The sequence below is a fragment of the Bordetella flabilis genome (genome assembly GCF_001676725.1).
Classification (GTDB): Bacteria; Pseudomonadota; Gammaproteobacteria; order Burkholderiales; family Burkholderiaceae_B; genus Bordetella_C; species Bordetella_C flabilis.
Window position 1 is genome coordinate 1,395,128 of record NZ_CP016172.1, and the last position, 26,194, is coordinate 1,421,321.

Below are 26,194 nucleotides of genomic sequence, written 5' to 3' on the forward strand. Positions count from 1 at the left end.
GGACCGGCCATGACAGGCAAGGCCGGACCCGCCGAACTGGATCACGCCGTCATCATGGTGCGCGATCGCATGGAAGAACTGGCGCCCGGCGTGGAAGCCCAGGGGTACACACTGAGCGAGACCGCCACCCACAACCTGGGATCGTGGAACCGCCTCATTGTCCTGGAGCATGCCTATATCGAGCTGCTGGGCTGGCCCGCCGGAACCGTGCCGGCGCGCAAGGAGATCGCCGATTCCCCCCTGGGGCTGGAGGCGCTGGTTTTGCGCACGCAGGACGCCCAAGCCACGTATGACAGGCTGCGCGACGCCGGCTACGCGGTCAATCCCGTGCAGAAGCTGACCCGTCCGGCCATATTGGATGGGCAGCAAGTCGAGGCCCGGTTCGATACCGTGCGCTTCGCCGTACAGCCCGTTCCCGGAATACGAGTCTATTTCTGCCAGCACCTGACACCGGAATGCGTGTGGCAGCCGGCGTTGATGCGGCATGCCAATGGGGCCCGCGCCATCACGGAAATCGCGGCCGAGGCGCAGGACCCGGCCCAACTGGCGCGGGCTTTCGCGCGCGTCGCCGATACCCTGCCGTCGGCGTGCGACGACGGTTCCTGGGACGTGCCGCTGGGACCTGCCCGGCTGCATATTTCCCCGACCACGGTCGCCGACGTTACGGCGCTGCGTGGGCTTACTGTCGTACACCACGACGGTCGCCGCCTTCCTTTTCGCAGCGGCCTCTGACGACACGGCGCCGCGCGGCGCCATCTTTCCCCATTCACTGATTGCGACGCGCCGATCGGGGTAAACCCGCTGGCGGCGAAAACTGCATACACTTTAGTATGCAGTTTTCGCCAGAACGGATTGGGGACTTCATGGCCTTACCTCGATATGCTGCCCGGACCTCCACCGGCATGGCCGAGCTATATGACGCCGTCAAGGCCATGGCCGTGCAGTTCGATTTCAAGCCGGGGCAACGCATCAACGAAGTGGAACTGGCGCGCCGGCTGAACGTCAGCCGCACGCCCTTGCGGGAGGTCCTGAACCAGTTGATGGTCGAAGGCTTCGTCACGAGATCGGTGAACCGCGGGTTTATCGGACGTCCGCTGGACGCCAAGCAGATCCACAGCCTGTACGAGTTCCGCGCCGTGCTCGAATGCGGCATCGTGCGCGTGGCCTGCGAACGCGCCACGGACGCGCAGCTCGATACGCTGCTAGCGGCGGTGGAGGCATCGCGCGATGTCCCGGAAGACAGCGACGCCACGCGCTTGCTGGCGCTGGACGAACAGTTCCACCTTTCCCTGGCCAGGCTGACCGGCAATGACGAGTTCGTGCGCAGCCTGGAAAGCATCAATGCGCGCATCCATTTCGTGCGCTGGATCGATATGCGGCAAGGGCGCCGCAGCCATACGCAGGCGGAGCACCTGTGCATCGTCCATGCCTTGCAGGCCCGCGACGACGCACGCCTGCAGGAACTGATGTCCAGTCACATCGGTCGCCGCCTGGACCAGATCACCGACGTCATCCGGACCGGCTTTTCCACCATCTACATGCGGGACCAACTCGATCAACTCGCCTGACCACTGCAAGGGGAACAAAAAATGGCTGAATCGAAAACTCGTGCATTCAACCCGCGGCGCCGGCTGCTTACCGGTGCCGCGTTATCGGCGCTGGCCTTGATGGCGGGCAATGCGCCCGCCGCCGCTGCCAATCCGGACACCGAGACACGGCCACTGGTGCTGGTCGTACCTTATCCGCCGGGAGGCAGCACCGATATCCTGGCCCGCATCCTGCAACCCAAGCTGTCCGAACGCATGCATGGCCGGCCCGTCGTGGTGGAAAACCGCGCCGGCGCGGCCAGCCAGATCGCCACCAGCTTCGTCGCGCGTAGCGCGCCGGACGGCAACACGTTGCTGGTCAGTTTCGACAACCATGCGCTGAACCCGGCGGCCAAGACCAACCTGCCTTACGACACGTTCAAGGATTTCGTGGCGATCGGCCAGACCGTGCGCTTTCCGCTCGTGATAGGCGCGAATCCTTCGGTGCCCGGCGATACGCTGGCCGCCTTCTTCGACGCCGCCCGCAAGAACCCCCGCAAGCAATACAACTTCGCGTCGACCGGCGTCGGCTCCCTGAACCATCTGGCGCCGGAACAGCTGAAGCGCTTGTCCGGCGTGGACCTGCTGCATGTGCCCTACGGCGGCGGCGGGCCCGCGGTGCAGGCGGTGGTGGGCGGGCAGGCCGACATGACGTGGCTGAGTTACGCCGCGCTGCGCGGCCAGATCCAGGCCGGCAAGATCAAGGCCCTGGCCGTCGCGGGCGACAAGCGCCTGCCCGATCTGCCCAATGTGCCTACCGTGGCCGAGTCGGGCTATCCGGGATTCGAAGCGTATTCATGGAGCGGGATGTTCGCGCCGGCCGGTACGCCGGCCGCGACGGTCAAGGCGCTGACGGCCGATTTCCAGGCCGTACTGGCCGACCCGGAGGTGCGCCGCAAACTGACCGACGCCGGTTTCGAGATCGTCGCCTCCGACGGCCCCGCGCTGGATGCCTACGTGCGGCGCGAATACCAGCGCTGGGACACCTTCATCAAGACCAATCACATCAACCTGGAAAACTGACATGGAACAACCGAACGGCGCCGAGGCGATGGTACGCATGCTGCAAGCCTATGGCGTGAAACATATCTTCGGGCTGTGCGGCGACACCAGCCTGCCGTTCTACGACGCGCTGTACCGCCTGGACCACGGCATGCAGCACGTGTTGACGCGCGACGAGCGCAGCGCCGGCTACATGGCGGATGCGTACGCCCGCGTCACCGGCAAGGTCGGCGTCTGCGAAGGTCCCAGCGGCGGGGGGGCGACGTATCTGCTGCCGGGACTGGTGGAGGCCAACGAGTCCTCCATACCCGTGCTGGGCATCACCTCGGACGTGGCGGTCGGGTCGCGCGGCCGCTATCCGCTGACGGAGCTGGACCAGGAAGCCCTTTATCGTCCGCTGACCAAGTGGAACCGGACTATCGACCGTGCCGACCAGATTCCGGGCATGGTGCGGGCGGCGTTCCGCGCCATGACCAGCGGCAAGCCCGGCGCCGCGCACCTGTGCTTTCCCTACGACGTCATGAAGCAGGCGGTCGACGGGTCGGATATCTGGGCTCAACCCGAGCACGGCCGCTTTCCGGCCATGCGCTATGCCCCCGATCCCGCCGACGTGTCGCGCGCCGCCGCGATCCTCGCCGAGGCCCGCTGCCCGGTGATCATATGCGGGGGCGGCGTGGTGATCGCCGATGCCTGCGAGGCCCTGCGAACCCTGGCCGAGTCGCTGCGCGCCGCCGTCTGCGTCACCGTCAGCGGCCAGGGCAGCCTGGCTGATACGCACCCGCTCAATGCTGGCGTGGTCGGCTCCAACGGCGGCATCCCGGCCACACGCGACGTGGTCGCCGCTGCCGACGTGGTGCTCTTCATCGGCTGCCGTGCGGGCTCCACCTCCACCGAACATTGGCGTTTCCCCAGCCGGGATACGCTCATCCTGCACGTCGACATCGATCCCATGGTCGTGGGCGCCAACTATCGCACCGAGGTGGGCATGGTCAGCGACGCACGGCTGGCGTTGCAGGCGCTGGCGACCGAGGTGGCGCCCCGGCTCGCCCGGCGCCGCGCGGACGCCGTCGACGGCGCGACGCTGGCCGCGAAGGCGCGCGCGGCGCGTGCCGCCCAGCTGGACGGCCTGGCCGCCTCGTCCGAGCGCCCGATCCGGCCTGAACGCGTGGTCAAGACCCTGAACCGGCTCCTGCCCGACGATGCCATCGTGTGTGCCGATCCCGGAACGCCATGCCCGTATTTCTCGGCGTACTACGACGCCGCGCGTCCTGGGCGGCACTTCATCACGAACCGGGCGCATGGAGCCTTGGGCTATTCGATGTCCGCGGCGCTGGGGGCCTGGTTCGGGCGGCCTGGATCCAAGTGCGTATCGGTCATGGGCGACGGCAGTTTCGGGTTCACCGTAGGCGAACTCGAAACCATCGTGCGGCATAAGGCACCGCTGCTTATGGTGGTGTTGTCGAACTCCGTGTACGGCTGGATCAAGGCCAGCCAGAAAGCCGGCTACGACCAGCGCTACTACAGCGTGGATTTCAACCGCACCGACCATGCGCGGGTGGCCGAGGCCTATGGCGTGAAGGCCTGGCGGGTCGAGGACCCTGCCGGACTGGAGTCCGCCTTGCGCGCGGCCATGGAGCATGACGGGCCGGCATTGGTGGATGTAGTGGCCCAGCCGCTGCAGGATGCGGCGGCGCCTGTCAGTCAGTGGATGGGCTGATCGGCTTCTGCGGCCGGCCGCAGCTCGGCCGTTGCGGCGCGCACCAGATGATTGACGCCCGTGGCGATGGCCTGCGCATCGACCCCGTAGACGTGTAGCGATACGGCGAGGTCGGCGCCGGCATTGCCCAGGCGATGGATCTGCTCCAGTCCCGCCTCGGCGGTGACGATGTCACCTGGACGGCGCGCCGCCTCGCGCACCGGCAATGCGCATTGGGCGGCTTCGTCCCAGCGATACAGGGTTTCCGTCAGTTCCCCTTGCAGCACCCGGTAGGCGCACCAGGTGCGGTGTCCATGCACGGGGCTGAACTGCTGTGGCGGCCATACCAGGTAGACGATCGTGAAATGCCCATACGGGTCCGCATACGCGACGTGCCTGGAATAGCCGACCCGCTCGGTGCCGGAGCGGGTTTCGCGCGCCGCGTGCAGCGCCTTGCCGGGATCGGGGTTGGCCTGGGCGACTTCCCGGGCGATCGCCCCGAGCAGGCCGCCTTGCGGCAGGTGGCGGGCCGCCCGCAGCGAATCGCACAGGCGGGCCAGGGCGGCGGGTGGGGAAGGGTCAGGGTGCATGGCCGATGTCCGGGAGTTCATCCGTCATGCTAGCGAGGCCGGCCGGCAAAAAAATTGCCCATTTCGTCGGCAGATGGCGCGCTATTGGAAAATACTTGCCTATTCTTCGGTGGCCGCGGCGACCGGAACGTCAAATGCCCGCACATCGGGCAACGCGCCGGCCCAGCGCTCCACCTCGACCAGCGCGGATAGCGCGCTGCTTCCCTGCGTCAGTTGCGACGTGCCCACGTCGGCTGTCAGCACATTGGGATTCCCATGCCGTTCAAGCGCGGCGTCGGCGGGGTCGAACCAGGCCCCTGTGGACATGACCACGACGCCCGGCATGACGCTTTCTTCGACAATGGCGCCGGCGAGGCAGGCGCCGCGCGCGTTGTGGACGCGGACGATGTCGCCTTCGGCGATGCCGCGCGGGTGCGCGTCCGCGGGGTGGATGAGCACCGGCTCGCGGCCGCGTATTTTGCCCGCTGCGGACAATGGGGCCGGGTCCAGTTGCGAATGGAGCCGGGATGCAGGCTGGCTGGTGATCAGGTGCAGGGGCCAACGTCCGGCAGTATCGGCGCCCAGCCATTCGGACGGCGCGAGCCACGCGGCATGCGGCGGGCAGTCGGCATAGCCGAAGCCCTCGATGCGCTCCGAGTACAGTTCGATGCGGCCGGATGGCGTAGCCAGCGGATGGCCGGCCGGGTCGCGGCGGAAATCCTCGAACAGCACGAAATCGCGGTGCGGATGGGGCAAGGCAAGATACCCCTGGGCCCAGAAGTCATCGAAGTCCGGCGCTTCGGGCAGGGTCCCGGACGCGCGCCAACGGGCGCGCATGCCTTCGTACAGGTGCTCGAGCCACTGCCGCTCGCTGCGTCCTTCCGTATAGGCTTGTTCATAGCCGCCCAGTGCGGCCAGGTCCCGGTAAATATCGAAATCGCTGCGGCTTGCGCCCTGCGCGGGCAATGCCCGGTGCATGGCGAAGACGTAGCGATCGCGCGAGGAGGCGCCAATGTCGTTGCGTTCCAGGGTTGTGGTGCTGGGCAGCACGATGTCGGCGCGGCGGGCCGTAGGCGTCCACCATGTCTCGTGCACGATGATGGTCTCGGGGCGGGTCCATGCCTGCTGCAGCCGGTTCAGGTCCTGGTGATGATGGAACGGATTGCCGCCGGCCCAGTAGATCAGCCGGATGTGGGGGTAGACCCGTTCCGTGCCGTTGAAGCGGTAGCTTTCACCGGGATGCAACAGCATGTCGGCGATGCGGGCCACCGGGATGGAGCGTCGTGCCGGGTTGCGGCCGCTGGGTAGTTCCGGCACCGCGGCGTCCACGCGCGGGTTGCCCGCGCTATTGATGGAGCCGAGCCCGAAGGCGAAGCCGCCACCGGGCTGGCCGATCTGGCCGAGCATGGCGGCCAGGGCGATGCTGGCCCAGTAGGGCTGTTCGCCGCGATGCGCCCGTTGCAGTGACCAGGTGCAGTTCACCAGCGTACGGCATGCGCTTGCCGCGAACGCGAGTTCGCGTATGACCGCGGCCGGTATGCCGCAAATGGCCTGCGCCCATTCCGCGGACTTCGGTTGTCCGTCGGTATCGCCCCGTAGGTAGGCGGCGTAGCGGTCGAAACCGGTGCAATACGTGTCCAGGAAGTGCGCGTCGTGGCGGTTGGATTCCAGCAACTCATACGCCATGGCGATCATGAGCGCTGCGTCGGTGTTGGGCCGTATCGGAATCCAATCCGCCTTCACGCCCGTGGGCATATCCCCCCGGGTGGGGGAAACGATGGCGATGCGCGCGCCCCGCTCGGCCAACCGGCCTAGCCAATATTGCGTCGTGTGTTCTCCGGCTCCCCCGGCGATGACCTGGGCGTTGCGCAGCGGCATGCCGCCGAAAGCCAGTACCAGGTCGGTGTGGCTGGCCACGCTATTCCAATCGGTGACCTTCCCCGTCAACGGCGTGTAGGTGCCGATGACATGCGGCAGAAGGAACTGCGCCGCGCCCCAGCTGTAGTTCCCGACCTGATCCGTGCAGCCGCCGCCGGCGTAGAGGAAGCGGTGCGTCTGTGTCATGGCGTTGTGCAGGCGGCCCGCGGATGCCCAGCCATAGGATCCCCCGAAGATCGCCGCGGCGCCGTGCTCGGCGCGCACTCGCGCCAGTTCCTCGTGCACGAGCTTGAGCGCGTGGTCCCATTCGACTTCGACGTAGGTATCGCTGCCGCGGCGCTCCGGTGCCCCACGGTTGCGCAGCCAGCCCGCGCGCACGGCCGGCTTGGCCACGCGCAGCGGCGAATGCACCATGGCCGGCATGGCATGGATCATGGGCGAGGGCGCGGGATCGTGCGCAAAGGGCTCGCAGCCGATCAGCTTGCCGTCGCGTACCAGGGCGGTGTAGGCGCCCCAGTGCGATAGCGTCGGGTAGCGCAGGAGGGTCGGTGACATGATTCTCGTTGTTTAACATAAAGCCCCGGCCCGGCGGCCGACCGGTGGACGGCACCGGCCGGAACGGGCAAGATGGCGCCCTTCGCGGAGGAAAACCGATGGATCAGACCGATATCAAGATCCTGGACCTGTTGCAGAAAGACGCCAGCGCGTCGGTCGCCGAAATCGCGGAGCAGGTCAACCTTTCCGTTACGCCATGCTGGCGCCGCATCCAGAAGCTCAAGGAAGACGGGGTGATCGCCCGTACTTCCGTGTTGCTGGACCCCGCGGCGCTGGGGCTGAACCTGACGGTCTTCGTCGCGATAAAAACCAGCCAGCACAGCGCCAGGTGGACGCGGACGCTCATCGATGCGGTAACGGCGCTGCCCAATGTCGTCGAGTTCCACCGCATGGCCGGCGACCTCGATTACCTGCTCAAGGTGGTCGTGAAAGACATGGCCGCCTATGACCGCTTCTATCGCCGCCTGATCGAAGCCGTGGACCTGCTGGACGTCAGCGCCAGTTTCTCCATGGAAGTGATCAAGAGCACAACCGAGCTGCCCCTCGACGGCGTGTAGGGCCGGATGGCGTGGCGCCCGCGCAACCAATGCATGCCGAGTGGAAAAACGTTCTGTTGTCCCGGCACAACGAGAACGCGATTTTTATTTCAAGGGATTCCGCGGCCTCTATCTAGCAACGTTTTTTCTCCGCCGCTGGCGTACGATTCTCAGCGTCCCACCCCCGCTGCAACGGAGAATTACAAGATGTCCGCGGTCCTTTCCGACCTTGCTCATGGCCCGGTGCCCACGACCGGCCATGAACCGTCTGCGGACGACATCCTGCAGCATTGGAATGGCACCGATGACCTTTGGGTCTTCGCCTATGGTTCCCTGATATGGCGGCCCGGTTTCGCCTGGCAAGAGCGTCGCCTGGCCACGGTGCGCGGTTATCACCGGTCCCTCTGCCTGTGGTCCCGGCATCATCGCGGATCGGACCAGGCGCCCGGCCTGGTTTTCGGCCTCGACCGGGGCGGCTGCTGCCGCGGCGTGGTCTTCCGCGTTCGCGCCAACGAAGTGCCCGGGATCTTCGCCGCCCTGTGGGAGCGCGAAATGATCGGCGGCGCCTACACTCCCCGCTGGTTGACCTGCCATAGCGAGCAGGGGCCGGTACACGGCTTGGCCTTCCTGCTCAATCGGGCCTGCGCGGACTACGCCGGCAGCGTCACCGAGGAGCGCCGGCTGGATGTTATCCGCACCGCCGTGGGCCGTTCAGGCGCCTGCCTGGAGTATGTGCTGGAAACCGAAAAGGCGCTGCGCGACCACGGCATCAGCGATTGCCGTCTGGGCGAGCTGGTGCGGCGACTCATGCCGGCATTCTGAGGCCGGTGCCCGGCACCATACGGGGTCCTCGCCAGGGAGGGGCGGGACCCGCCGGCGGCGGCGAATCGGCCGCACGGTTTTATAGCAGGAAGATGGTGGCCAGCCCGAGGAAGATAAAAAAACCCAGCGAATCGGTCGCGAAGGTCAGAAGGACCGACGAGCCGATGGCGGGATCCTTGCCGAACCGGTCTCGCAGCATAGGGACCAGTACGCCCACCGAGGCGCCGACCAGCATGTTGCAGATCATCGACGCCATCATGACCAGCGCAATCGAAATGGAACTGGAAATTCCCCAGGCGAATAGCGCGGCCACCAGGCTCCCGCACAGCCCCACGAGCAGCGTGACCAGCAATTCGCGCTTGACCAGTTGCCAGAGATTGCGTCCCGTGATGCGGCCGACGGCCAGCGCGCGGATGATCATCGTCATGGTCTGGTTGCCCGAATTGCCGCCGATCCCGGCCACGATGGACATCAGGAACGCAAGGATGACGATGTGGCTGACTGTTCCTTCGAAACGTGAAGCGACAAAGGATGCCGTCGCCGCCGTGCACAGGTTGAACAACAGCCAGGGCGCGCGGTTGCGCAAGGCCATGCCCACGGGGCCAAAGATGTCTTCTTCCTGCAGGCCGGCGCGCGACAGCGCCTGTTCCTGCGAGTCCTCGCGGATGACGTCCACCACGTCGGCGATCGTCACGCGGCCGATAAGGCGGCCCTGATCGTCCACCACCGGCGCGGATACCAGGTCGTAACGCTCGAACGCGCCCGCCGCATCGGCGTCGGAGTCGAGTGCCGCCAAGGTCAGGTAGTCCGTGGTCATGACGTCGCGCACCACGGTTTCCGGTTCGCTGACCAGCAATGTCGACAAGGGCAGGGTGCCCTGCAGGCGGTCCTGCCGGTCCACCACGAAGATCTGGTCGGTATGGTCGGGCAGTTCGTGCAGGCGGCGCAGGTAGCGCAGCACCACCTCAAGGGAGACGTCCTCGCGCACGCGGACCATCTCGAAATCCATGATCGCCCCGACGCTGTCCTCGGGGTAGCCCATGGCTTCGAGCAACTGGGCGCGTTCCTCGTCGGTCAGCCCCTTCTGGACTTCCGCCACCACGTCGGCCGGCAGGTCGGGCGCCAGGTCCGCCAGTTCGTCGGCGTCCATGCCTTCCGTGGCGGCGACCAGGTCCTGGCGGTCCATCGCCTCGATCAGCGACTCGCGAACCCAGTCCTCGACCTCCAGCAATACGTCCGCGTCATGTTCGGCGCTGACCAGTCGCCACACGGCCTGACGTTCGTCCTTGGGCAGCGACTCCAGGATGAAGGCGATGTCCGAGGGATGCAGGCCATCCACCAGCGCCTTGAGTTCGGCTTCGTGCTGGCGCTGTACCAGTTGCTCCACCAGGTCGGCGCGGTTGTCGCCTTCTTCCTGGCGGTGAACCAGGCTGGCGACCAGTTCCTGGCGGCGCAACAACTCCTGCACCTCGGCGAGTGCGTGCTGGGCGTCTTCGGGGTCGAGGCGGCGCGGTGTCGTGGCCGGTTTTTGCGCGGTGGCGGACTCGGTCATAGGCGGTCCGTCATAGCGCGGGCAAGGGCCGGCTGCGGCGGGCGTCGTCGGTGGCCACGTAGACCAGGGTGGCTTCCGTGACCTTCACGATTTCGGCGTCCAGCCGCTGGCGCTGGGCATAGACCTCCACTTCCACGGTGACGGAAGTGGTGCCCGTCTTGACGATATCGGCGTAGAAGCTCAGCAGATCGCCGACGAAAACCGGCTGCTTGAAGACGAAGGAATTGACCGCCACGGTGGCGACACGGCCCGCCGCGCGGCGCGCGGCCGCGACGGAACCGGCAATGTCCACCTGGGACATGATCCATCCACCGAAGACGTCGCCATGGACGTTGGCATCGGCGGGCAAAGGCATGACGCGCAGGACCGCTTCGCGATTCGCGGGCAATGAGACGAAATGCGGATTCTTGCTGGCATTCATGGGCCGGCTCCTGGCGGACAACCGGCCGATTATGCAGGAAAATTGCCCCCGTCGCGTGACAGCCGGTGCGGCGTTCAGCCGAACAGCTTCACCAGGCCATAGCCGCCGAAAATCAGCCACAGGTACAGCACGAAACCGAGCGCCATGACGCGCGGGCCGGCCTTGCGTATCTGCGCGAAGCGGGTCTCGATGCCCAGTGCGGTCATGGCCATCGTCAGGGCAAACACGTCCAGCTGACGTAGCTGTGTGACCACGTCGGCCGGCAGCACCTGGAGTGAATTCACGACGGCCAGCGCAAGGAATCCCACCGCGAACCAGGGAATGGGCAGCTTCGCCGGGGCTTTGTGTCCCGCTCCCGCGGCCGCCGGGTCCTTGGCCCGCGCGGCGCCCCGCAACCATATTCCCAGGACCAGCAGCACCGGGACGAGCAACGCAACGCGCGTCATCTTGACGATGGTCGCCACCTCCGTCGTGGCCGGGTCCACGTTGCTGGCCGCGCCCACCACCTGGGCGACTTCGTGGATGGTGCCGCCAATATAAAGGCCCAGGTCTTCGGTGCCGAAATGCAGCCAGCCCGCATGGTAGAGGACCGGATACAGGAACATCGACAGGGTGCCGAACAGCACCACCGTCGCGACGGCGACCGCGCTCTTGTGGGGCTGGGCCCGCAAGGTCGGCTCGAATGCCAGCACGGCGGCGGCGCCGCAGATGGCGCTGCCGGCGGCGGTCAGCATGGCGGTGTCGCGGTCCAGTCCCAGCAGGCGCTGGCCCACCACGGTACCGATGGCCAGCGTGCTTAGCACTACGGATACCGACACGGCCAGCCCCGGCAAGCCGACGGCGGCGATTTGCTGGATGCTGATGTTCAGCCCATAAAAAGCCACGGCGATGCGCAGCAGCCGGCGCGCGGTGAAGTTGACTCCGCTGCTCCAGTCCTGCGGCATGGTGCCGCGCAGGAAATTGCCGTACAGCATGCCGCATACGATACCGATGACCAGGGGCGAAAATCCCAGTCCGCGCAGGAAGGGCAGATTGGCCAACTGGATGACGGCAGCCGCAAGCAGGCCGACGAAAAGCACACCGTTCAGCTTGTCGCGCCACGGCGTCGCGGCGAGGGGGAGGGTAGTGGTCGAAGACATGGAATTTCCAATGGCCGACGCGCGCGGAGCAGGACCGCCCCTTATCACTGCGTTGTCGGCCTTCATTACGTGCAGTAATGATAGAAACCCCCGCTCTATTTGAAAAATGGCGATATTGGATGTTTAATATCAGGTATTCCGATATCAGGCGAGGCTTCAATGCCGTACTCGAAATCCCTGGCCCGCCGTGCCGCGTATATCGCATGACGCCAGAGCAACTGCTTACCTTTGCGCATGTCGCCGAAGCCGGCAATATCAGCCGCGCCGCGGAACTGCTGCATTTGTCGCAGCCGGCGGTGTCCGGCCAATTGCGCGCGCTGCAGGAATGGTTCGGCGAACCGCTGTATCGCCGCAGTGGACACGGCATCGTGCTGACTTCCGCCGGCGAACGCCTGGTGGAGCACGCGCGCCACTTGCGCCAGGCCTATGCGCAGGCGCGCGCCGTTCGCGACGCATGGCGCGGCATCGAATCGGGTTCGCTAAGGCTGGGGGCCAGCACCACGCCGGCCAGCTATGTGCTTCCGGCCCTGGTGGCGGCATTCCGGCGCCGGTATCCGGCGGTGGCCCTGCGCCTGTCCGACGGCAACACCAGCGAAATCGTGTTGCGCCTGCCGCAGCTCGATATGGCCTTCATCGAAGGCGATATTCCCGCGGGCCTGCCGGCCGACACCGCGGTCCACGCCTGGCTGAGCGACGAAGTCGTGGCGGTGGTCCCCGCGGACCATCCCTTGTGCAAGCGCTCCAGCGTCACCCTGAGCGATATTTCCGCTTATTCGCTGGTGATGCGCGAGCAAGGTTCCGGGGTTCGGTGGCTGGTCGAGCGCGCCTTCCATGCCGAAGGCTTGGCTTCCGATGTCGCCCTGGAGCTGGCCGGCGTCGAAGGCGTCAAGCAGGCGGTACGCGCGGGGCTGGGGGTGGGTTTTGTGTCCGCGATGTCAATGCGCCATGAAGACGGCACGCTGGCGGCGCTGCGGGTGGGACGGGACGGCTTGACCCGTACGCTCAGCATCCTGCTGCCCCATGCGAGCGCGCCGGCGCGCGCCGCGGCGCTGTTCATGGAAATCTGCCAGCGTTACGGCAGCGACAAGGCCGAAGGCGTGCCCGCGTTGCCCTGATCCGCGTCCCGTTCGGCACTCAGCCAGCCCAGGGCCAACTGTACCCAATACGTCGCCCCCAGCGGCAGGAGCTCGTCGTTGAAGTCGTAGCTGCCGTTATGCAGCATGCACGGGCCCATGCCATGGCCGGCATCGCGGTGATCGCCTCGGCCATTGCCTATCCATACATAGCAGCCCGCTTTTTGCTCCAGCATGAAGGCGAAGTCCTCGGCGCCCATCGAGGGCTGCACATGGTCGTCCAATTGGGCGGGGCCGACCAGTCCGCGGATGACCTCGGCGCAGAATGCGGCTTCCCGGGCGTGGTTGACGGTAGGCGGATAGTGGCGCTGGAAATCGAAATCCACCTCGCATCCCAGCGCGGCGCAGGTGTGAAGAGAGACATCGTGCATGCGCCGTTCGATCAGGTCCAGCGTCTCCGTGGTGAAGGTGCGCACGGTGCCCCGCATGACGGCTTGCGTGGGCACGACGTTGTCGGCGCTGCCGGCATGGATCTGGGTGATGCTCAATACGGCCGCGTCCAGCGGATTTCGGTTGCGCGTGATGATCGTCTGCAGCGATTGCGCCAGCTGGACCGCCGTCATCACTGGATCGATACCCAGGTGGGGCATGCCGGCGTGCGCACCCTTGCCCGTGATGGTGATACAGAAATCGTTGCTGGACGCCATGATGGGCCCATACGTCAGTCCGAAGGTGCCCTGCGCCATGCCCGGCCAGTTGTGCATGCCGAAAACCGCCTCCATGGGGAATCTATCGAACAGGCCATCGTCCATCATCCGCTTGGCGCCGCCGCCATGTTCCTCGGCGGGCTGGAAGATTACATAGACGATGCCATCGAAATCCCGGTGCTGGGCCAGGTAGCGGGCCGCGCCCAGCAGCATCGTGGTATGGCCGTCGTGCCCGCAGGCGTGCATCTTGCCGGCGTTGCGGCTCGCATGGGCGAAGGTATTGGCTTCCTGCATAGGCAGGGCGTCCATGTCGGCCCGCAAACCTACACCGCGCGTGCCGGTACCCTTGCCGCGGATGATTCCCACCACGCCCGTTCCGCCCAGCCCGCGATGTATGTCGATGCCCCATTCCTGCAGCTTGTTCGCCACCACGTCGGCCGTGCGGAATTCTTCGAAGCATAGTTCGGGATTGGCGTGGATGTCGCGCCGGATGGCGGTGAGATCCTGTTGCCAGGCGATGATGGGTTCAAGCAGTTTCATGGGGCACCGTCGAGGTTGCGCATGCGGGTGAGCGTATCATCAAATAAAGCAATTATTAATGGAGACAAACACCATGCACCGCCCCTGGCTGGCCGAGTATCCGGCGGGTGTACCCGCGGAGGTATCGGTCGATGGCTATGTATCACTGGTGGATCTGCTGGACCGGGCCTGCGAGCGATATGCCAGTCGCATCGCCTGCACGGCCATGGGTACCGACATCACCTACGAGACGCTGGACCGTCATGCGCGGCACTTCGCGGCCTGGCTGCAGTCCCTGGGCCTGGAACGCGGCAGCCGTGTCGCCTTGATGCTGCCCAACGTTCCGGCTTACCTGGCCTGCATGCTGGGAACACTGCGGGCGGGCCATGTCCTGGTCAACGTGAACCCGCTGTACAAGGCCGCGGAACTGGAGCGGCAGTTGTCGGACAGCGGCGCGCGCGTCGTCGTGGTGCTGGAGAACTTCGCGCATACCCTGCAGGCGGTGCCTGGTCGCGCGCGTCCCGCCCATGTCGTGGTGACGGCGGTCGGCGACCTGCTGGGCGGCATGAAGCAGCCGGTCGTGAATATGGTGGCGCGCCATGTCAAGAAGGTGGTGCCGGCCTGGCACATCGACGGTGCGCTCAGGCTTGCGCGGGTGCTCGCCATGGGGGCACGCCGCCGTTTCGATGCCCCGATCCTGTCGATGGACGACCTGGCCGCGCTGCAGTACACGGGCGGCACGACCGGTACGCCCAAGGGCGCCATGCTCACGCACCGCAACCTGGCTGTCAACGTACTGCAGACCGAAGCGGTGGCGTGGCCGGCACTGCATGATGTGGTGGGCCAATTGACCATCATCAGCGCCTTGCCGCTTTATCACGTCTTCGCCATGACGGTCTGCGGCCTTTATGGCATGCACGCCGGGATGCGCAACCTGCTGATCCTCAATCCGCGTGATCAGCCATCGCTCGTCAAGGCGTGGCGCGGCGTGCCCGTGCATATCTTCCCGGGCGTCAATACCCTGTTCAATGCCCTGGCCAACCATCCCGGTTTCGCCGCGCTCGACTTTTCCGCCCTGCGCCTTACCTTCGGTGGCGGCATGGCGGTGCAAGGGGCCGTCGCGGACCGGTGGCGCACGCTCACGGGTCGGCCGATTATCGAAGGCTATGGCCTGTCCGAAACCGCGCCGGTCGCGACGGTGAACCCGACCAACACGCTGGCTTTTTCCGGCACCATCGGCCTGCCGGTGCCATCGACCGATGTGGCCATCCTGGACGACGCAGGCAACCCCGTGCCCGAAGGCGAGCGCGGGGAGGTATGTATCAAGGGCCCGCAGGTCATGCGCGGGTATTGGCAACGCCCGGACGAAACCCGCCAGGTCATGACCGCTGACGGCTACTTCCGCACTGGCGATATCGGCACCATGGACGCCCGCGGCTATATCCGCATCGTTGACCGCAAAAAGGACATGATTACAGTTTCGGGCTTCAAGGTTTATCCGAACGAGGTGGAGGACGTCATTGCCGCCCACCCGGGCGTCCTCGAGGTCGCCGCCATCGGTATCGGCGACGAGCGGTCGGGGGAAGTCGTCAAGGCTTTCGTCGTGCCGCGGGATCCCGGGCTGGCGGAGGCGGACGTGGTGGCCTGGTGCCGCGAGAAGCTGACCGGGTATAAGTGCCCGCGGACGGTCGAATTCCGGACCGAACTGCCCAAGAGCAATGTCGGGAAGATCCTGCGCCGCGAGTTGCGCGATGCGGCCCCGCACCCGGCAGACCGCGAATCGGCCACGCCCTGAGGCGCGTCCCGGTGTGCCGCTACGCGGTCCGGCTTCTCAGGTGCGGCGCGATCATGGCCTTGAGGGCGCCTGCCACGGCTTTGTTGCCGGAGACCACATAGCCCCCGATGGGCCATGGGTCCACGCCGTACATGTCTTCGGCGACACCGCCGGCTTCCCGCACGATCAGGGTGCCTGCGGCGACATCCCAGGGAGCCAGGCCCATTTCCCAGTACCCATCGTAGCGGCCCGCCGCCGTCCAGGCCAGGTCCAGCGCGGCCGCGCCCAGGCGGCGCACGCCGCGCGTGAGGTTGATGGCATCGTGCAGCATGGGCATGTACTGCTCCGCGAAGGAAAAGTCGCGGAACGGGAACCCGGTGGCCAGTACGGCGTCGTCCAGCGTCTGGGTGCGCGAGCAATTGATGCGATGGCCGTTCAGCCACGCGCCCAGGCCGTGTACCGCATTGAACAGTTCTTCGCGGCACGGGTCGTACACGGCCGCAACCACGGGAGTATCCACGGCGAGCGCCGTGCCGGCCGTGACGCTCGTACCCGCGTGGGCGATCAGTGCGATCGAAACCGCATAGTGCGGAATGCCATGCAGGAAATTCGTGGTGCCGTCCAGGGGATCGATGTACCACGTCGCCGCCCCATTCACCTCGCCGCCGGTCTCTTCCGCCACGATGCCGTAATGGGGCGTGCGTTCGCGGAGTTCGGCAATCACGGCCGCTTCGGCTTCGCGGTCCGCCTGGGACACCAGGTCGTTGCGGGCCTTGCGATCGATGACCAGGTCGGCCCGATGATGCGCGTACGACTGCAGAATGGCGGCGCCCGCGTGCGCGGCCGTCACGGCGGCGTCCAGGGCGGCGCATAGATCCAGGGGGGCATTGCGGGCGGAGGGCTGCGCTGAGGGTTGCATGCTCGTCTGACCTTTGTATCGTGTTTTGCTGCCGTCGCGTACCGGTTCCGCGCGGGTAGTTCTCATCGCGCCGATAATGGGGTTTTGCCGGTTCGCCGCGGCAGGGCGGAGTGCCGCCCCTGCGGTCGATTCTACGCTGGCTGCCTCATCTCCACGATGTAATACCAATGTTTGAACCACGCAGTGTTGCTTATCAGCCCCTGAAGCCGGCCGCGCCGGCAACGGACGCGCGCGGCGTTCCGTACAGCCTTGAATATGACGATGTCTACCATCCGGTGGCCGGCGCTTTCGCCCAGGCCCATTACGTATTCCTGGACGGCAATGGCCTGCCTGGGCGTTGGCGCGGCCGTCATCAATACACGGTATGCGAGACCGGTTTCGGCCTGGGTGTGAATTTCCTGACGCTGTGGCGCGCATGGCGGGAGGACGCGCGGCGGCCGGCGCGCCTGCATGTCGTTTCATTCGAAGCGCATCCGTTGCCGGTGGACCATCTGTCCGCCATGCTGGACCGGATCGCACCCGACGCCGCCGCACGGGATCTTGCCGGGCAGCTCGCCGCACGCTGGCCGCCGCTCTTGCCGGGCATCCATCGGCTCGAGTTCGAAGCCGGGCGTGTCACGCTTACGCTCGCCTTCGGGGACGCGGGCGTCATGGTGCCGGCGCTGCCCTTCGCCGCGGATGCGTTTTTCCTGGATGGTTTTGCGCCGTCGCGCAATCCTGCGATGTGGACGCCGGAACTTCTGGCCGCGCTGGCGAATCACGCCGTGGCCGGCGCGACGGCCGCTACGTGGTGTAGCGCGGGCGCCGTACGCCGCGGTCTGCAGGATGTCGGGTTCCGCGTCGATCGCCGTCCCGGCTTTGCCGGCAAGACGCATATGACGGTCGCAGTGCGCGAGGCGGGCGGCCAGGTCGCCGCCCCGCTACCGCCGTCGCATGTCGCCGTCGTCGGGGGCGGAATCGCTGGCGCGGCGATCGCGCATGCCCTGAGCCTGCGCGACGTTGCCGTGACGGTTTTCGAAAAATCCGGCTCCGCATCCGTCCATCAGGACCACGCGGCCGCCGCGGTGACGCCGCTGGTTGCGCGCGACGATAACGTGCGCGCCCGTCTTTCGCGCGCGGGTAGTCTGCGCGCCGCCGCCCGATGGGGCGAACTGCCGGTGCACGCACGACCGTGGCGCTGCGGAACCCTGCAGCTCGCGCGGGATGCCGGCCGCGCCGCGGACGCGGCTTCCATACTTGCGGCGCTCCGATTCCCTGCCACCTGGGTGCGCGGAGTCGATGCAGGGGAAGCCAGCGACCTGGCTGGCCTGTCGGTCTCGCGAGGAGGCCTGTATTTTGCCGCCGGCATGCTGGTGCGTCCGCACGCGCTGATCGGCGAGCTGCGCAGGTCCCCGGGCGTCCGCCAGGTGACGGCGAACATCTCCCGGCTGGCCCCGCACGCGGGCCGATGGCAGCTGTATACGGATACGGACGAGGTGGCGGGCGAGGCGCCGGTGGTCGTGTTGGCAAATGCCGTGGGCGCCCGAGCCGTCCTGCGGGCCAGTGGCCTGCTCGCCCCCTTGTCCCGCATGGACCAGATGCATGCCCTGGCGGGCGAGGTGACCGCGCTGCCGGCGCACGCATTGCATGGCGGCCCCCGCTGCATCATAGGCGGCGAAGGCTATTTGCTGCCCGCCGTGGAGGGCTGGTGCGTTGCCGGCAGCACCTATGCCCATGGAGCCGTCGACAGCGCAGTGACGGAGGCAGGGCAGGGCGTGAACCTGGCCAAGGCGGCAGGGCTGCTGGGGCAAGTGGACGCCCGCGCCCTGCTCGCCCTGGCGCCGGGGAGCCTGCCCGGATGGGCTGGGTGGCGTGCCGTACTGCCCGGACGGCTCCCGGCCATCGGGACATTGCCGCATGCGCCGGGCGTAGTGGCGGCCACCGGTTTCGCGTCGCGTGGGCTCACTTGGGCCGCACTGGCGGGCGATATGATCGCCGGCCAATTATGCGGCGAGCCCTCGATACTGGAGCGGGATCTGCAAGCAGCGGTCGCGCCGCGGTGACGCCGCCAAGCGGGCAGCCGCCCGCAAGAACGGCGAACTTCGCAGAAGTTGCCCGTTGATGGACAGGGGATGGCGCCGGCGGGTGCCAAGGGTAAGGACGCGCCGGGGGACAGGCGGGCGCATGCTGGCGTTGCGGGTGCCTCTCCCGTTCATCCATAAAAAGGGGCCTGGCCGCATGCAATTCCAATGCCGAGTTTATTTCAGGAGCCAAATCCGTCAAAATAGCGCCTTTTGGTGCTTTTTGGCTTAAGCGAGGGATGCTCGGTGCCGCCCAAGTACGATTTTGCGCATACTAATCAGCTCGAAAGTATCGAGTTGTCGACCGCCCGCCCAAGCCGCATCGATTTCGATACGGGCGAAGGTTTGCGTTTGGTGGTCGAGGCGCACGCGCCTGGCGTCTACCGGATCCGCTGCGGTTACCCGCAAGCGCTGTCGGAAGAAAAACCCACTCCACGCGAAAGGGCCATCGCCGAAATGCTGCTGGCGCGACAGGAGGCCGTGGGCGAGGCCACCGTCAGCGCCCGCGACGGCGGCGGCTGGCGCATCGTGCAGGGTGATACCGCGCTGGAGCTCCTGACCGACCCAGTGCGTGTCGTACTGATGCGCGGCGACAAACAGGTGCTGGCGTCCGAAGTCTCGACGCATACGCCGGGTTTCGGGCACAACGCACTGGACGAGCACGACGAGGCCGTCTGGACCGCCGGGTTTGCCCTGCAGGAAGCCGAGCGCATATACGGCCTGGGCGAAACGCCGGGCGATCTGAACCGGCGCGATGAAAATGTCGTGTCGGACGATCCGGAACATCGCGCGTTGCCGCTGGCGTGGAGCCCCTCCGGCTGGGGCGTCTACGTCAATACCGTGCGGCGTGTGCAGCACGCCCTGGGGGCCGCGCCCGCCGATGACGCCTATATCGTCACGGTGGAAGATCCCGTACTGGATCTGTTCCTGTTCGTGGGAGACCCCGCGGAAATACTCAATCAATACACTGCGCTCACGGGGCGCGCCGGTCAGCCCGTGCTGTGGGCCATGGGCGTCTGGCTGCGTCAGGCGGAAGGCGAAATGGCCACGCAAACCACCGCGCTGGTGGAAAAGCTGCGCGCGCACGATCTGCCGCTGGACGCCGTATCTTTGGCGCCGCCGGCCGCCTGGGCCTTCCAGGCCGACAAGCCGCAACTGGAATGGGATGCGGCCCGTTTTCCGGACGCGCGGCAGTTGTTCGCGCTTTTCCACAAGTACAACGTGCATGTGTGCGCACCGGGATTCCCGGGTGTATTGCGCAACAGCCTGTTGTTCGAAGAACTGGAGGACCGGGGCTGGCTGCTCATGCGGGACGACGGCCATGCCCAGGTTTTCGATGGCAGCGCGATTTCCGCTGGACATCCCTACGGCTTGCTCGATCTGACGCACCGCGATGTCTATGCGCTGTGGGCGGAGCGGCAGCGGCAACTGATCGAAGACGGCCTGGATGCACCGGCCTGCGATGTGCAACTGGCCATCCCGGACGGCATTACGGCGCGCGGCGGTGAATCCGGCGCCGCGTTGCGGACCATCTATCCGCTGCTGGCTCGCCGCGCCTTGTACGATGCGGTGGCCGGCCACAAGGTGCCGCCCGAGGGCGTTGTGCCCAGCACCGATCTCTTCCCCGCCGCCCAACGGCTGCCCTGGCAGAACGGGCCGCGCACGACCAACGACTGGCAAGGCCTGGAGCACTCGCTCAGGACGGCATTGTCGATCGGCGCCAGCGCCTTGCCGGTACAGGTGCACGCCCTTGGCAATGCTTCGGCATCCATGGAAGCCATGACGCCGGAGCTTTATCTGCGCTGGCTCACCTTCGGCGTGTTCTCTGCCAATTTTGCTTTCGAGGGCGTCGAAAAACTGCTGCCGTGGTCCTTCGGCGAAGACATCCTTGCCCATGCCCGGACCTGGCTGCAATGGCGGTATCGGCTTATTCCGTACGTCCTTGGCGCGGTGGAGGATGCCGTGCGGACCGGCTTGCCGGTCCAGCGCTCCATGGCCATGGCCTTCCCGGCCGACGCCGACGCCCATGCCTGGGACCTGCAATACCTGTTGGGCCCGGCCTTGCTGGTGTGCCCGGTCGTCAAACCGGGCAACGAGGTGCGGGTATATCTGCCCAAAGGCGAGGCTTGGTGGGATCTGAATACGGGCCACCGCTACGAAGGTGGCACCACGTGGACGGTGAACTGCGAGTTGGGACAGTACCCGGTGTTCGGCCGTGAAGGCCATATGTTGTGTCTCGGCCCCGCGGCCCACCATACCGGCGAGTTCAATTCGGCCCGCATCCTGGACGAAGTCTGGATGTTCGGCATGCCGATGCACAATCCTGTCGTCATGCGCAACAAAATCCGCGTCATGCAGATGCAAGGGTCCAGCTACATCAAGGGACTCGAAGGCTTGCGCATCCTTCCGTCCGAAGGGCTGGAGGTCAAGCGTCGCGGGGCGGAAGTCCGTATTTCGCGCGCCCGCTGATATGTCCAGGCGGCACGCCGCCCCGGTCGGGGCGGCGATGTGCGGGCGCGTTTTATAATTAAAAGTAATAAAACGGGCACGAAACGGTCGTTCTGATGCGTAGCGCGCTCGGTCACAATGTCGCGCAATGATCCATATCCAGAATCTTCACAAGACTTATGCCACGGCGCACGGCCGTTTCGAGGCGCTGCGGGGCATCAGCCTGCATATCGCGCCCGGCGAGATCTTTGGCGTCATCGGCCCCAGCGGGGCCGGCAAGAGCACGCTTGTCCAGTGCATCAATTTGCTTGAACGCCCGGATGAGGGCTCCATCGTCATCGGCAACCAATCCTTGACCGGCCTGCCGGAAGTGCAATTGCGACAGCAACGGCGCCGAATCGGCATGGTCTTCCAAGGGTTCAATCTATTGTCGCGTCGCACCGTGCATGGCAATGTGGCCTTGCCTCTCGAAATCGCGGGCGTGCCCAGCGCGGAGATTCCCGTTCGTGTGGAGCGCCTGCTGAAACTCGTCGGCCTGGAACATCTGCGCGACCGCTTTCCCGCGCAGATCAGCGGCGGGCAGAAGCAGCGCGTCGGGATTGCGCGTGCATTGGCCAACGAGCCCGATGTGCTGCTGAGCGACGAGGCGACCTCCGCGCTGGATCCGGAAACCACGCACAACATCCTGGCCTTGCTGCGCGACATCAACCGCCAGACCGGTGTCACGGTCGTCATGATCACCCACCAGATGGAAGTGGTGCGCGAGATATGCGATCGCGTCGCCGTGTTGTCGCACGGGCAGATCGTGGAAATGGGCCGCACGGCGGAAATCTTCGCCTCGCCGCGTCACGACGTGACGAAGGCCATGGTTTCCGCGGCCACGTCCACGGACCTGACCGATGCCACCACGCAGGCCATCCGCGCGCGCATGCGGGACGCCGTCGCCGCACGGCCCGGCGAGGCCGTGCGGCTGTTGCGCCTGTCGCTGAGCGGCAGCGCAGGCGCGTCCGACATCATCTCGGCTTTGTCGCGCCGATTCTCCCTGGACGTCAGCCTGGTCCAGGCCCGTATCGAAGATGTCCAGGGCATGGCGGTCGGCACGGCCTTCATTCTTGTCCAGGGCGCCGAACAGGCGCTGCAACACGCATTGACCGACTTGGCGGCGCGCGATATCGCCGTGCAGGAACTTGCTCATGAGCCCGCAACTGATCGACCTTCTCATTACGTCGCTGCTTGAAACCCTGCTGATGGTCGGCGTTTCGGGCGGCATTGCGGTGCTGCTTGGCATCCCCATCGGCGTCGCCCTGATCGTGACCGATCGCGGGGCATTGCTTCAGCACCTGGCGCTGCATCGGGTGCTGGCCGCCGTGGTCAACGCCACGCGATCCGTACCGTTTGTGATTCTCATGGTGGCGATTATTCCGTTCACGCGATGGATCGCCCAGACGTCCATCGGAACGACCGCCGCGATCGTGCCGCTGTCGGTGGCCGCCATCCCTTTCATGGCTCGGATTGCGGAAAACGCCTTGCGTGAAGTGGATCCCGGGCTGGTCACGGCGGCGCGCGCCATGGGGGCGTCACCGCTGCAGATCATCGTCAAGGTATTGCTGCCGGAGGCGCTGCCCGGCCTGGTGGCCGCCACCATCGTCACCCTGGTAAGCCTGGTCGGCTATTCCGCGATGGCCGGTGCCATCGGCGGGGGCGGATTGGGCGACATGGGGATACGGTATGGCTACCAACGCTTCCTGCCTGATGTGATGCTCGCCGTCGTGGTCGTGCTGGTCGCGCTGGTGCAAGCCATGCAGAGCCTGGGGGACTGGCTGGTGCGGCGCATGTCCCATCGCTAGCGCCGCTCGGTTCATCGCCGTGCCGACAGCGGATCCAAAGAATTTCATCGCTTTTTTTTCGGGAATCCTCTAAATCATGAAGCTCAATTTCATCAAGGCCGTGGCAGTGCTGGCGCTGGCGGCAGGAGCCGGCGCGCCGCTCGGCGCTTATGCGCAAAACAAGGCAATCACGGTAGGCGTGACCGCCGGACCGCACGCCGAAATCATGGAGGTCGTCAAGGCCCAGGCCGCCAAGGACGGACTCGCCGTGAAGATCATCGAATTCTCCGACTACGTGCAGCCCAATGCGGCATTGGCCGCGGGAGACCTCGACGCCAACAGCTATCAGCACCAGCCTTACCTGGACAACGCCAACGCGGATCGCGGCTACAAGCTCGTGAGCATCGCCAAGACGGTCATTTTCCCCATAGGCATCTACAGCAAGAAGGTCAAGAGCCTCAGCGAGCTGAAGCAGGGCGCGCGTATCGGCATTCCCAACGATCCGACCAACGGCGGCCGCGCCTTGCTGCTGCTGCAGGCGCAGGGGCTGATCAAACTCAATCCCGGCGCAGGCTTGAAGGCAACTCCGCTGGATGTGGTCGAGAACGCCAGGAAACTCCGCTTTATCGAGCTGGATGCGGCGCAATTGCCGCGCTCCCTGGACGATACCGATGCCTCCGCGGTCAATACCAACTTCGCCATGCAGGCCGGCCTGGACCCGAAGCGCGACGCCATCGCCCAGGAAGCGCCCGACTCGCCCTATGCGAACGTGCTGGTGGTACGCCAGCAGGACAAGGATCGTCCCGAGTTCGCCAAGCTGGTGGCCGCGTATCATTCCGCGGCGGTGAAGGACTACATCCTGAACAAGTACAAGGGCGCCGTGATTGCCGCGTGGTGAACGACGCTGCGCCAGCCCGCGCGTATCGGCAGGGCTTGCTGGCTCGGGATTGTGCTAACGAAGGCAGATGCGCGCGAGGATGGACCGTCGGACACTGGCATGCTTTTTGACAAACAGACCTGCCTCGGCCATAATCTCGGGCTTCGGTCGGGTCGTTAGCTCAGTCGGTAGAGCAGCGGACTTTTAATCCGTTGGTCGCGCGTTCGAGTCGCGCACGACCCACCAACAATGCAAGTTGATCCAGCCATCAACGCGCCATCAACCCAAGCCATTAGCGAAAGTCATCGACGCCACCCCTGCAGGTGGCGTTTTTGCTTTGTTGGCTGGTGTCAGTCCTTGGGCCATGGCGAACTGAAGGCCGCATGGACTAAGCGTTGCCCTCTGCGGCAATGCGCGCGCGCAGTTCTGCGTTTTCCGCTTCAAGCCGGGCCAGGCGTTCGCGAAGCGGCCGGACGGCATCATCGATCTCCTGCTCCGTGTAGCGCGGCGTGATGTGCTGCGGACAATTCCAGTCGAAAGCCTCTACCTGCAAGCGAAATATCCGTTCGATCCTTGCCTTGTAGCCCGGCACTGCCACAAGGCTCGCCAGGGCCGGCTCCGTATCCAATGCAAGGATGTCCACTTGGGTGTAGATCTTGAGCCGCGTGCGAGCGGGATAGTCCATCAGGAATAGGCATGCCCGGCGGCTCGCCGCCAGATTGCCGGCGCTGATGTACTGGAGGTTGCCCCGATAATCGGCGAAGGCCAGTGTGCGGTCATCGAGCAGTTTCAGGAAGCCACGCGGACCGCCGCGGTGCTGAACATAAGGCCAACCGGTCTCGGACACCGTGGCCATGTAGAAGCTGTTGCGTTCGGCGATGAAACCCGCTTCATTGTCTCCGATGCGATCGAACCCACGGCGGCCTTTGAAGTCCTCCCATATGCGGTCGACTCCCATCGCGGCCTGCACCGCCCGGACACTCGGCGTGACCGCAATATCGAGAAAACCATGGGTCATGAGGCACCTTCCCATTTAAAGATTCCTGGCCGTCATAGGCGGCCAAGGAAGTCCTATCCGCCACGGGTGGGGAAACGCCATGTGCCTGCGGCACGTGACGCTCCTGGCGCTGCGGCCGGCATTGACTCCATCAGGAGAACAGTAATCGGTCCCTACACTGCCCACAATCCTGCAGGATCGAGAGCCAGGTTCTCAAAACTGGAAGGACGATGATGACCCGGCGCCCCGATACGTCGGGTTGTGCCAAACCGTCCGCTGCCGCTCGCGGCGGCGCTATGACCGGAACGCGGCTGTTTCGACATTCAGCCTCTCTCTGATCCGAGGCGCGGCGAAATCCAGGAAGGCGCGCAGCTTTTGCGGCAATGGCTGCTGCCCGGCAAAGACGAGGTTGACTGGCCAGGCCGGCAATTCATAGTCTTCAAGAACCAGTTCCAGCGTTCCCGCGCGCTTTGCCTCGACAATCTGGTATGAAAGCAGCCGGGTCAGCCCCAGGCCGACAACTGCCCCCGCGACCGCTGCCTCGGCAGTCGTCACGGTCAGTCTCGAATGAATCGGTACGAGAATCTCGCCTGCGTCGGACGAAAATCGCCAAGCCTTGGTCGATGCCAGGTTGTCGAAGGTGACGCAGCTGTGATCACGCAGGTCTTCCGGCTTCCGGGGGCGGCCTCGGGCTTCAAGATACGTCGGGCTGGCGCAGGTCACCCGGCGGACTGACCCAACCCTTGTGGCGATCAAGCTGCTGTCGGCAAGCTCGCCGATGCGTAACGCCACGTCGACGTCCGATTCAAGTAGATCCAGCAGGCGATCGGCAAGAAGCAGCTTGGCGTCGATATCGGGATACGCGCTCAGGAACTCCGCAAGAATCGGAACCATATGAACACGTCCAAAGACGATGGGCGCGGTCACGGTCAGGCGGCCCTTCGGATCCTTGTGCATGCCTGTCGCCGCACGTTCGACTTCATCTATCTGTTCAAGTATGCGCTTGCACGCGTCTACATATACGCGTCCCGCTTCGGTGAGGCTGAGATGCCGGCTGGACCGGTTCAACATGCGCGTCTCGAGATGCGCCTCCAATTCCGCTACTCGTCTGCTCACCGTAGCCAAAGGCATGTTCAGTCGCCTCGCGGCCGCCGAAAGGCTACCGGCCTCTGCGACCTTGAGCAGGATTGCCATTGCGCCCAGTTTGTCCATGACCCTCCCAAAAGCGGCAAACTAGC

At 65.6% G+C, this 26,194-nt stretch carries 22 protein-coding genes and 1 tRNA gene; 14 read left to right on the forward strand and 9 right to left on the reverse strand.

Annotated elements, in window-relative coordinates:
* Positions 1-9: 9 nt before the first annotated feature.
* The 4 genes from BAU07_RS06030 to BAU07_RS06045 all read left to right on the forward strand — a co-directional run bounded on the left by BAU07_RS06030 (position 10) and on the right by BAU07_RS06045 (position 4,305).
* Positions 10-732: a VOC family protein gene (locus BAU07_RS06030; protein WP_066654977.1), complete on the forward strand. Its 723-nt coding sequence runs from the start codon at positions 10-12 to the stop codon at positions 730-732.
* Positions 733-863: 131 nt separating this feature from the next.
* Positions 864-1,568 carry a GntR family transcriptional regulator gene (locus BAU07_RS06035; RefSeq protein WP_066654978.1) on the forward strand — a complete coding sequence of 235 codons (705 nt, stop codon included), beginning with the start codon at positions 864-866 and terminating at the stop codon, positions 1,566-1,568.
* 99 nt (positions 1,569-1,667) lie between these two features.
* On the forward strand, positions 1,668-2,609 hold the full coding sequence (locus BAU07_RS06040) for a tripartite tricarboxylate transporter substrate binding protein (protein ID WP_066664940.1): 942 nt from the start codon (positions 1,668-1,670) through the stop codon (positions 2,607-2,609).
* Position 2,610: 1 nt separating this feature from the next.
* On the forward strand, positions 2,611-4,305 hold the full coding sequence (locus BAU07_RS06045; RefSeq protein WP_066654980.1) for a thiamine pyrophosphate-binding protein: 1,695 nt from the start codon (positions 2,611-2,613) through the stop codon (positions 4,303-4,305).
* Here the strand turns inward: BAU07_RS06045 and BAU07_RS06050 are convergent.
* Together BAU07_RS06050 and BAU07_RS06055 are read right to left on the reverse strand one after the other, a co-directional pair.
* Positions 4,290-4,874, reverse strand: coding sequence for a cysteine dioxygenase family protein (locus BAU07_RS06050; protein WP_084025402.1), 585 nt, complete (start codon positions 4,872-4,874; stop codon positions 4,290-4,292). The genes BAU07_RS06045 and BAU07_RS06050 overlap by 16 nt on opposite strands.
* Positions 4,875-4,973: 99 nt before the next feature.
* Entirely contained in the window at positions 4,974-7,286 is a 2,313-nt protein-coding gene (locus BAU07_RS06055; RefSeq protein ID WP_066654982.1) for a molybdopterin-dependent oxidoreductase, read from the reverse strand.
* A 98-nt stretch (positions 7,287-7,384) separates the two neighbouring features.
* Here BAU07_RS06055 and BAU07_RS06060 point away from each other — a divergent pair, with 98 nt between their 5' ends.
* Together BAU07_RS06060 and BAU07_RS06065 are read left to right on the forward strand one after the other, a co-directional pair.
* Positions 7,385-7,843: an Lrp/AsnC family transcriptional regulator gene (locus BAU07_RS06060; RefSeq protein ID WP_066654983.1), complete on the forward strand. Its 459-nt coding sequence runs from the start codon at positions 7,385-7,387 to the stop codon at positions 7,841-7,843.
* A 186-nt stretch (positions 7,844-8,029) separates the two neighbouring features.
* The gene (locus tag BAU07_RS06065) at positions 8,030-8,644 is read left to right on the forward strand and encodes a gamma-glutamylcyclotransferase (protein WP_066654984.1); all 615 of its coding nucleotides are present in this window, start codon (positions 8,030-8,032) and stop codon (positions 8,642-8,644) included.
* A 79-nt stretch (positions 8,645-8,723) separates the two neighbouring features.
* Here the strand turns inward: BAU07_RS06065 and mgtE are convergent, their stop codons facing one another.
* The 3 genes from mgtE to BAU07_RS06080 all read right to left on the reverse strand — a co-directional run bounded on the left by mgtE (position 8,724) and on the right by BAU07_RS06080 (position 11,756).
* On the reverse strand, positions 8,724-10,196 hold the full coding sequence (mgtE, locus tag BAU07_RS06070; RefSeq protein ID WP_066654986.1) for a magnesium transporter: 1,473 nt from the start codon (positions 10,194-10,196) through the stop codon (positions 8,724-8,726).
* Positions 10,197-10,206: 10 nt separating this feature from the next.
* Entirely contained in the window at positions 10,207-10,617 is a 411-nt protein-coding gene (locus BAU07_RS06075) for an acyl-CoA thioesterase (RefSeq protein ID WP_066654987.1), read from the reverse strand.
* A gap of 74 nt (positions 10,618-10,691) precedes the next feature.
* The gene (locus BAU07_RS06080; RefSeq protein WP_066654988.1) at positions 10,692-11,756 is read right to left on the reverse strand and encodes a YeiH family protein; all 1,065 of its coding nucleotides are present in this window, start codon (positions 11,754-11,756) and stop codon (positions 10,692-10,694) included.
* 203 nt (positions 11,757-11,959) lie between these two features.
* On the opposite strand from BAU07_RS06080, the gene BAU07_RS06085 reads away from it, so the two are divergent.
* Positions 11,960-12,871, forward strand: a complete 912-nt coding sequence (locus BAU07_RS06085; RefSeq protein WP_066664942.1) for a LysR family transcriptional regulator — start codon at positions 11,960-11,962, stop codon at positions 12,869-12,871.
* Here the strand turns inward: BAU07_RS06085 and BAU07_RS06090 are convergent.
* On the reverse strand, positions 12,829-14,076 hold the full coding sequence (locus BAU07_RS06090) for a M20 aminoacylase family protein (protein WP_066654989.1): 1,248 nt from the start codon (positions 14,074-14,076) through the stop codon (positions 12,829-12,831). The two genes, BAU07_RS06085 and BAU07_RS06090, sit on opposite strands and share 43 nt — an antisense overlap.
* Before the next feature lie 73 nt (positions 14,077-14,149).
* Here BAU07_RS06090 and BAU07_RS06095 point away from each other — a divergent pair, with 73 nt between their 5' ends.
* The gene (locus BAU07_RS06095; RefSeq protein WP_066654990.1) at positions 14,150-15,850 is read left to right on the forward strand and encodes an AMP-binding protein; all 1,701 of its coding nucleotides are present in this window, start codon (positions 14,150-14,152) and stop codon (positions 15,848-15,850) included.
* Positions 15,851-15,869: 19 nt separating this feature from the next.
* On the opposite strand, the gene BAU07_RS06100 is transcribed toward BAU07_RS06095, so the two are convergent.
* The gene (locus BAU07_RS06100) at positions 15,870-16,748 is read right to left on the reverse strand and encodes an inositol monophosphatase family protein (protein WP_066654993.1); all 879 of its coding nucleotides are present in this window, start codon (positions 16,746-16,748) and stop codon (positions 15,870-15,872) included.
* A 167-nt stretch (positions 16,749-16,915) separates the two neighbouring features.
* Here BAU07_RS06100 and mnmC point away from each other — a divergent pair, with 167 nt between their 5' ends.
* The 6 genes from mnmC (at position 16,916) to BAU07_RS06130 (ending at position 24,205) form a co-directional block, all read left to right on the forward strand.
* Positions 16,916-18,790 carry a bifunctional tRNA (5-methylaminomethyl-2-thiouridine)(34)-methyltransferase MnmC2/FAD-dependent 5-carboxymethylaminomethyl-2-thiouridine(34) oxidoreductase MnmC1 gene (gene mnmC / locus BAU07_RS06105; protein ID WP_066654994.1) on the forward strand — a complete coding sequence of 625 codons (1,875 nt, stop codon included), beginning with the start codon at positions 16,916-16,918 and terminating at the stop codon, positions 18,788-18,790.
* 264 nt (positions 18,791-19,054) lie between these two features.
* Entirely contained in the window at positions 19,055-21,277 is a 2,223-nt protein-coding gene (locus tag BAU07_RS06110) for a glycoside hydrolase family 31 protein (protein ID WP_066664945.1), read from the forward strand.
* A gap of 127 nt (positions 21,278-21,404) precedes the next feature.
* On the forward strand, positions 21,405-22,493 hold the full coding sequence (locus BAU07_RS06115) for a methionine ABC transporter ATP-binding protein (RefSeq protein ID WP_066654997.1): 1,089 nt from the start codon (positions 21,405-21,407) through the stop codon (positions 22,491-22,493).
* Complete coding sequence (locus BAU07_RS06120; RefSeq protein ID WP_066654998.1) at positions 22,450-23,103, forward strand: methionine ABC transporter permease; 654 nt, start codon at positions 22,450-22,452, stop codon at positions 23,101-23,103. Before BAU07_RS06115 ends, BAU07_RS06120 begins: the two co-directional genes overlap by 44 nt.
* A 76-nt stretch (positions 23,104-23,179) precedes the next feature.
* Positions 23,180-23,980 (forward strand): MetQ/NlpA family ABC transporter substrate-binding protein, encoded by an 801-nt coding sequence (locus tag BAU07_RS06125; RefSeq protein ID WP_066655001.1) that lies wholly within the window; start codon positions 23,180-23,182, stop codon positions 23,978-23,980.
* Between the two features lie 149 nt (positions 23,981-24,129).
* Positions 24,130-24,205, forward strand: a tRNA-Lys gene (locus tag BAU07_RS06130).
* Positions 24,206-24,347: 142 nt separating this feature from the next.
* Here BAU07_RS06130 and BAU07_RS06135 read toward each other — a convergent pair.
* The gene (locus BAU07_RS06135; RefSeq protein ID WP_066655003.1) at positions 24,348-24,977 is read right to left on the reverse strand and encodes a pyridoxamine 5'-phosphate oxidase family protein; all 630 of its coding nucleotides are present in this window, start codon (positions 24,975-24,977) and stop codon (positions 24,348-24,350) included.
* Positions 24,978-25,250: 273 nt separating this feature from the next.
* On the reverse strand, positions 25,251-26,168 hold the full coding sequence (locus BAU07_RS06140; RefSeq protein ID WP_066655005.1) for a LysR family transcriptional regulator: 918 nt from the start codon (positions 26,166-26,168) through the stop codon (positions 25,251-25,253).
* Positions 26,169-26,194 lie beyond the last annotated feature (26 nt).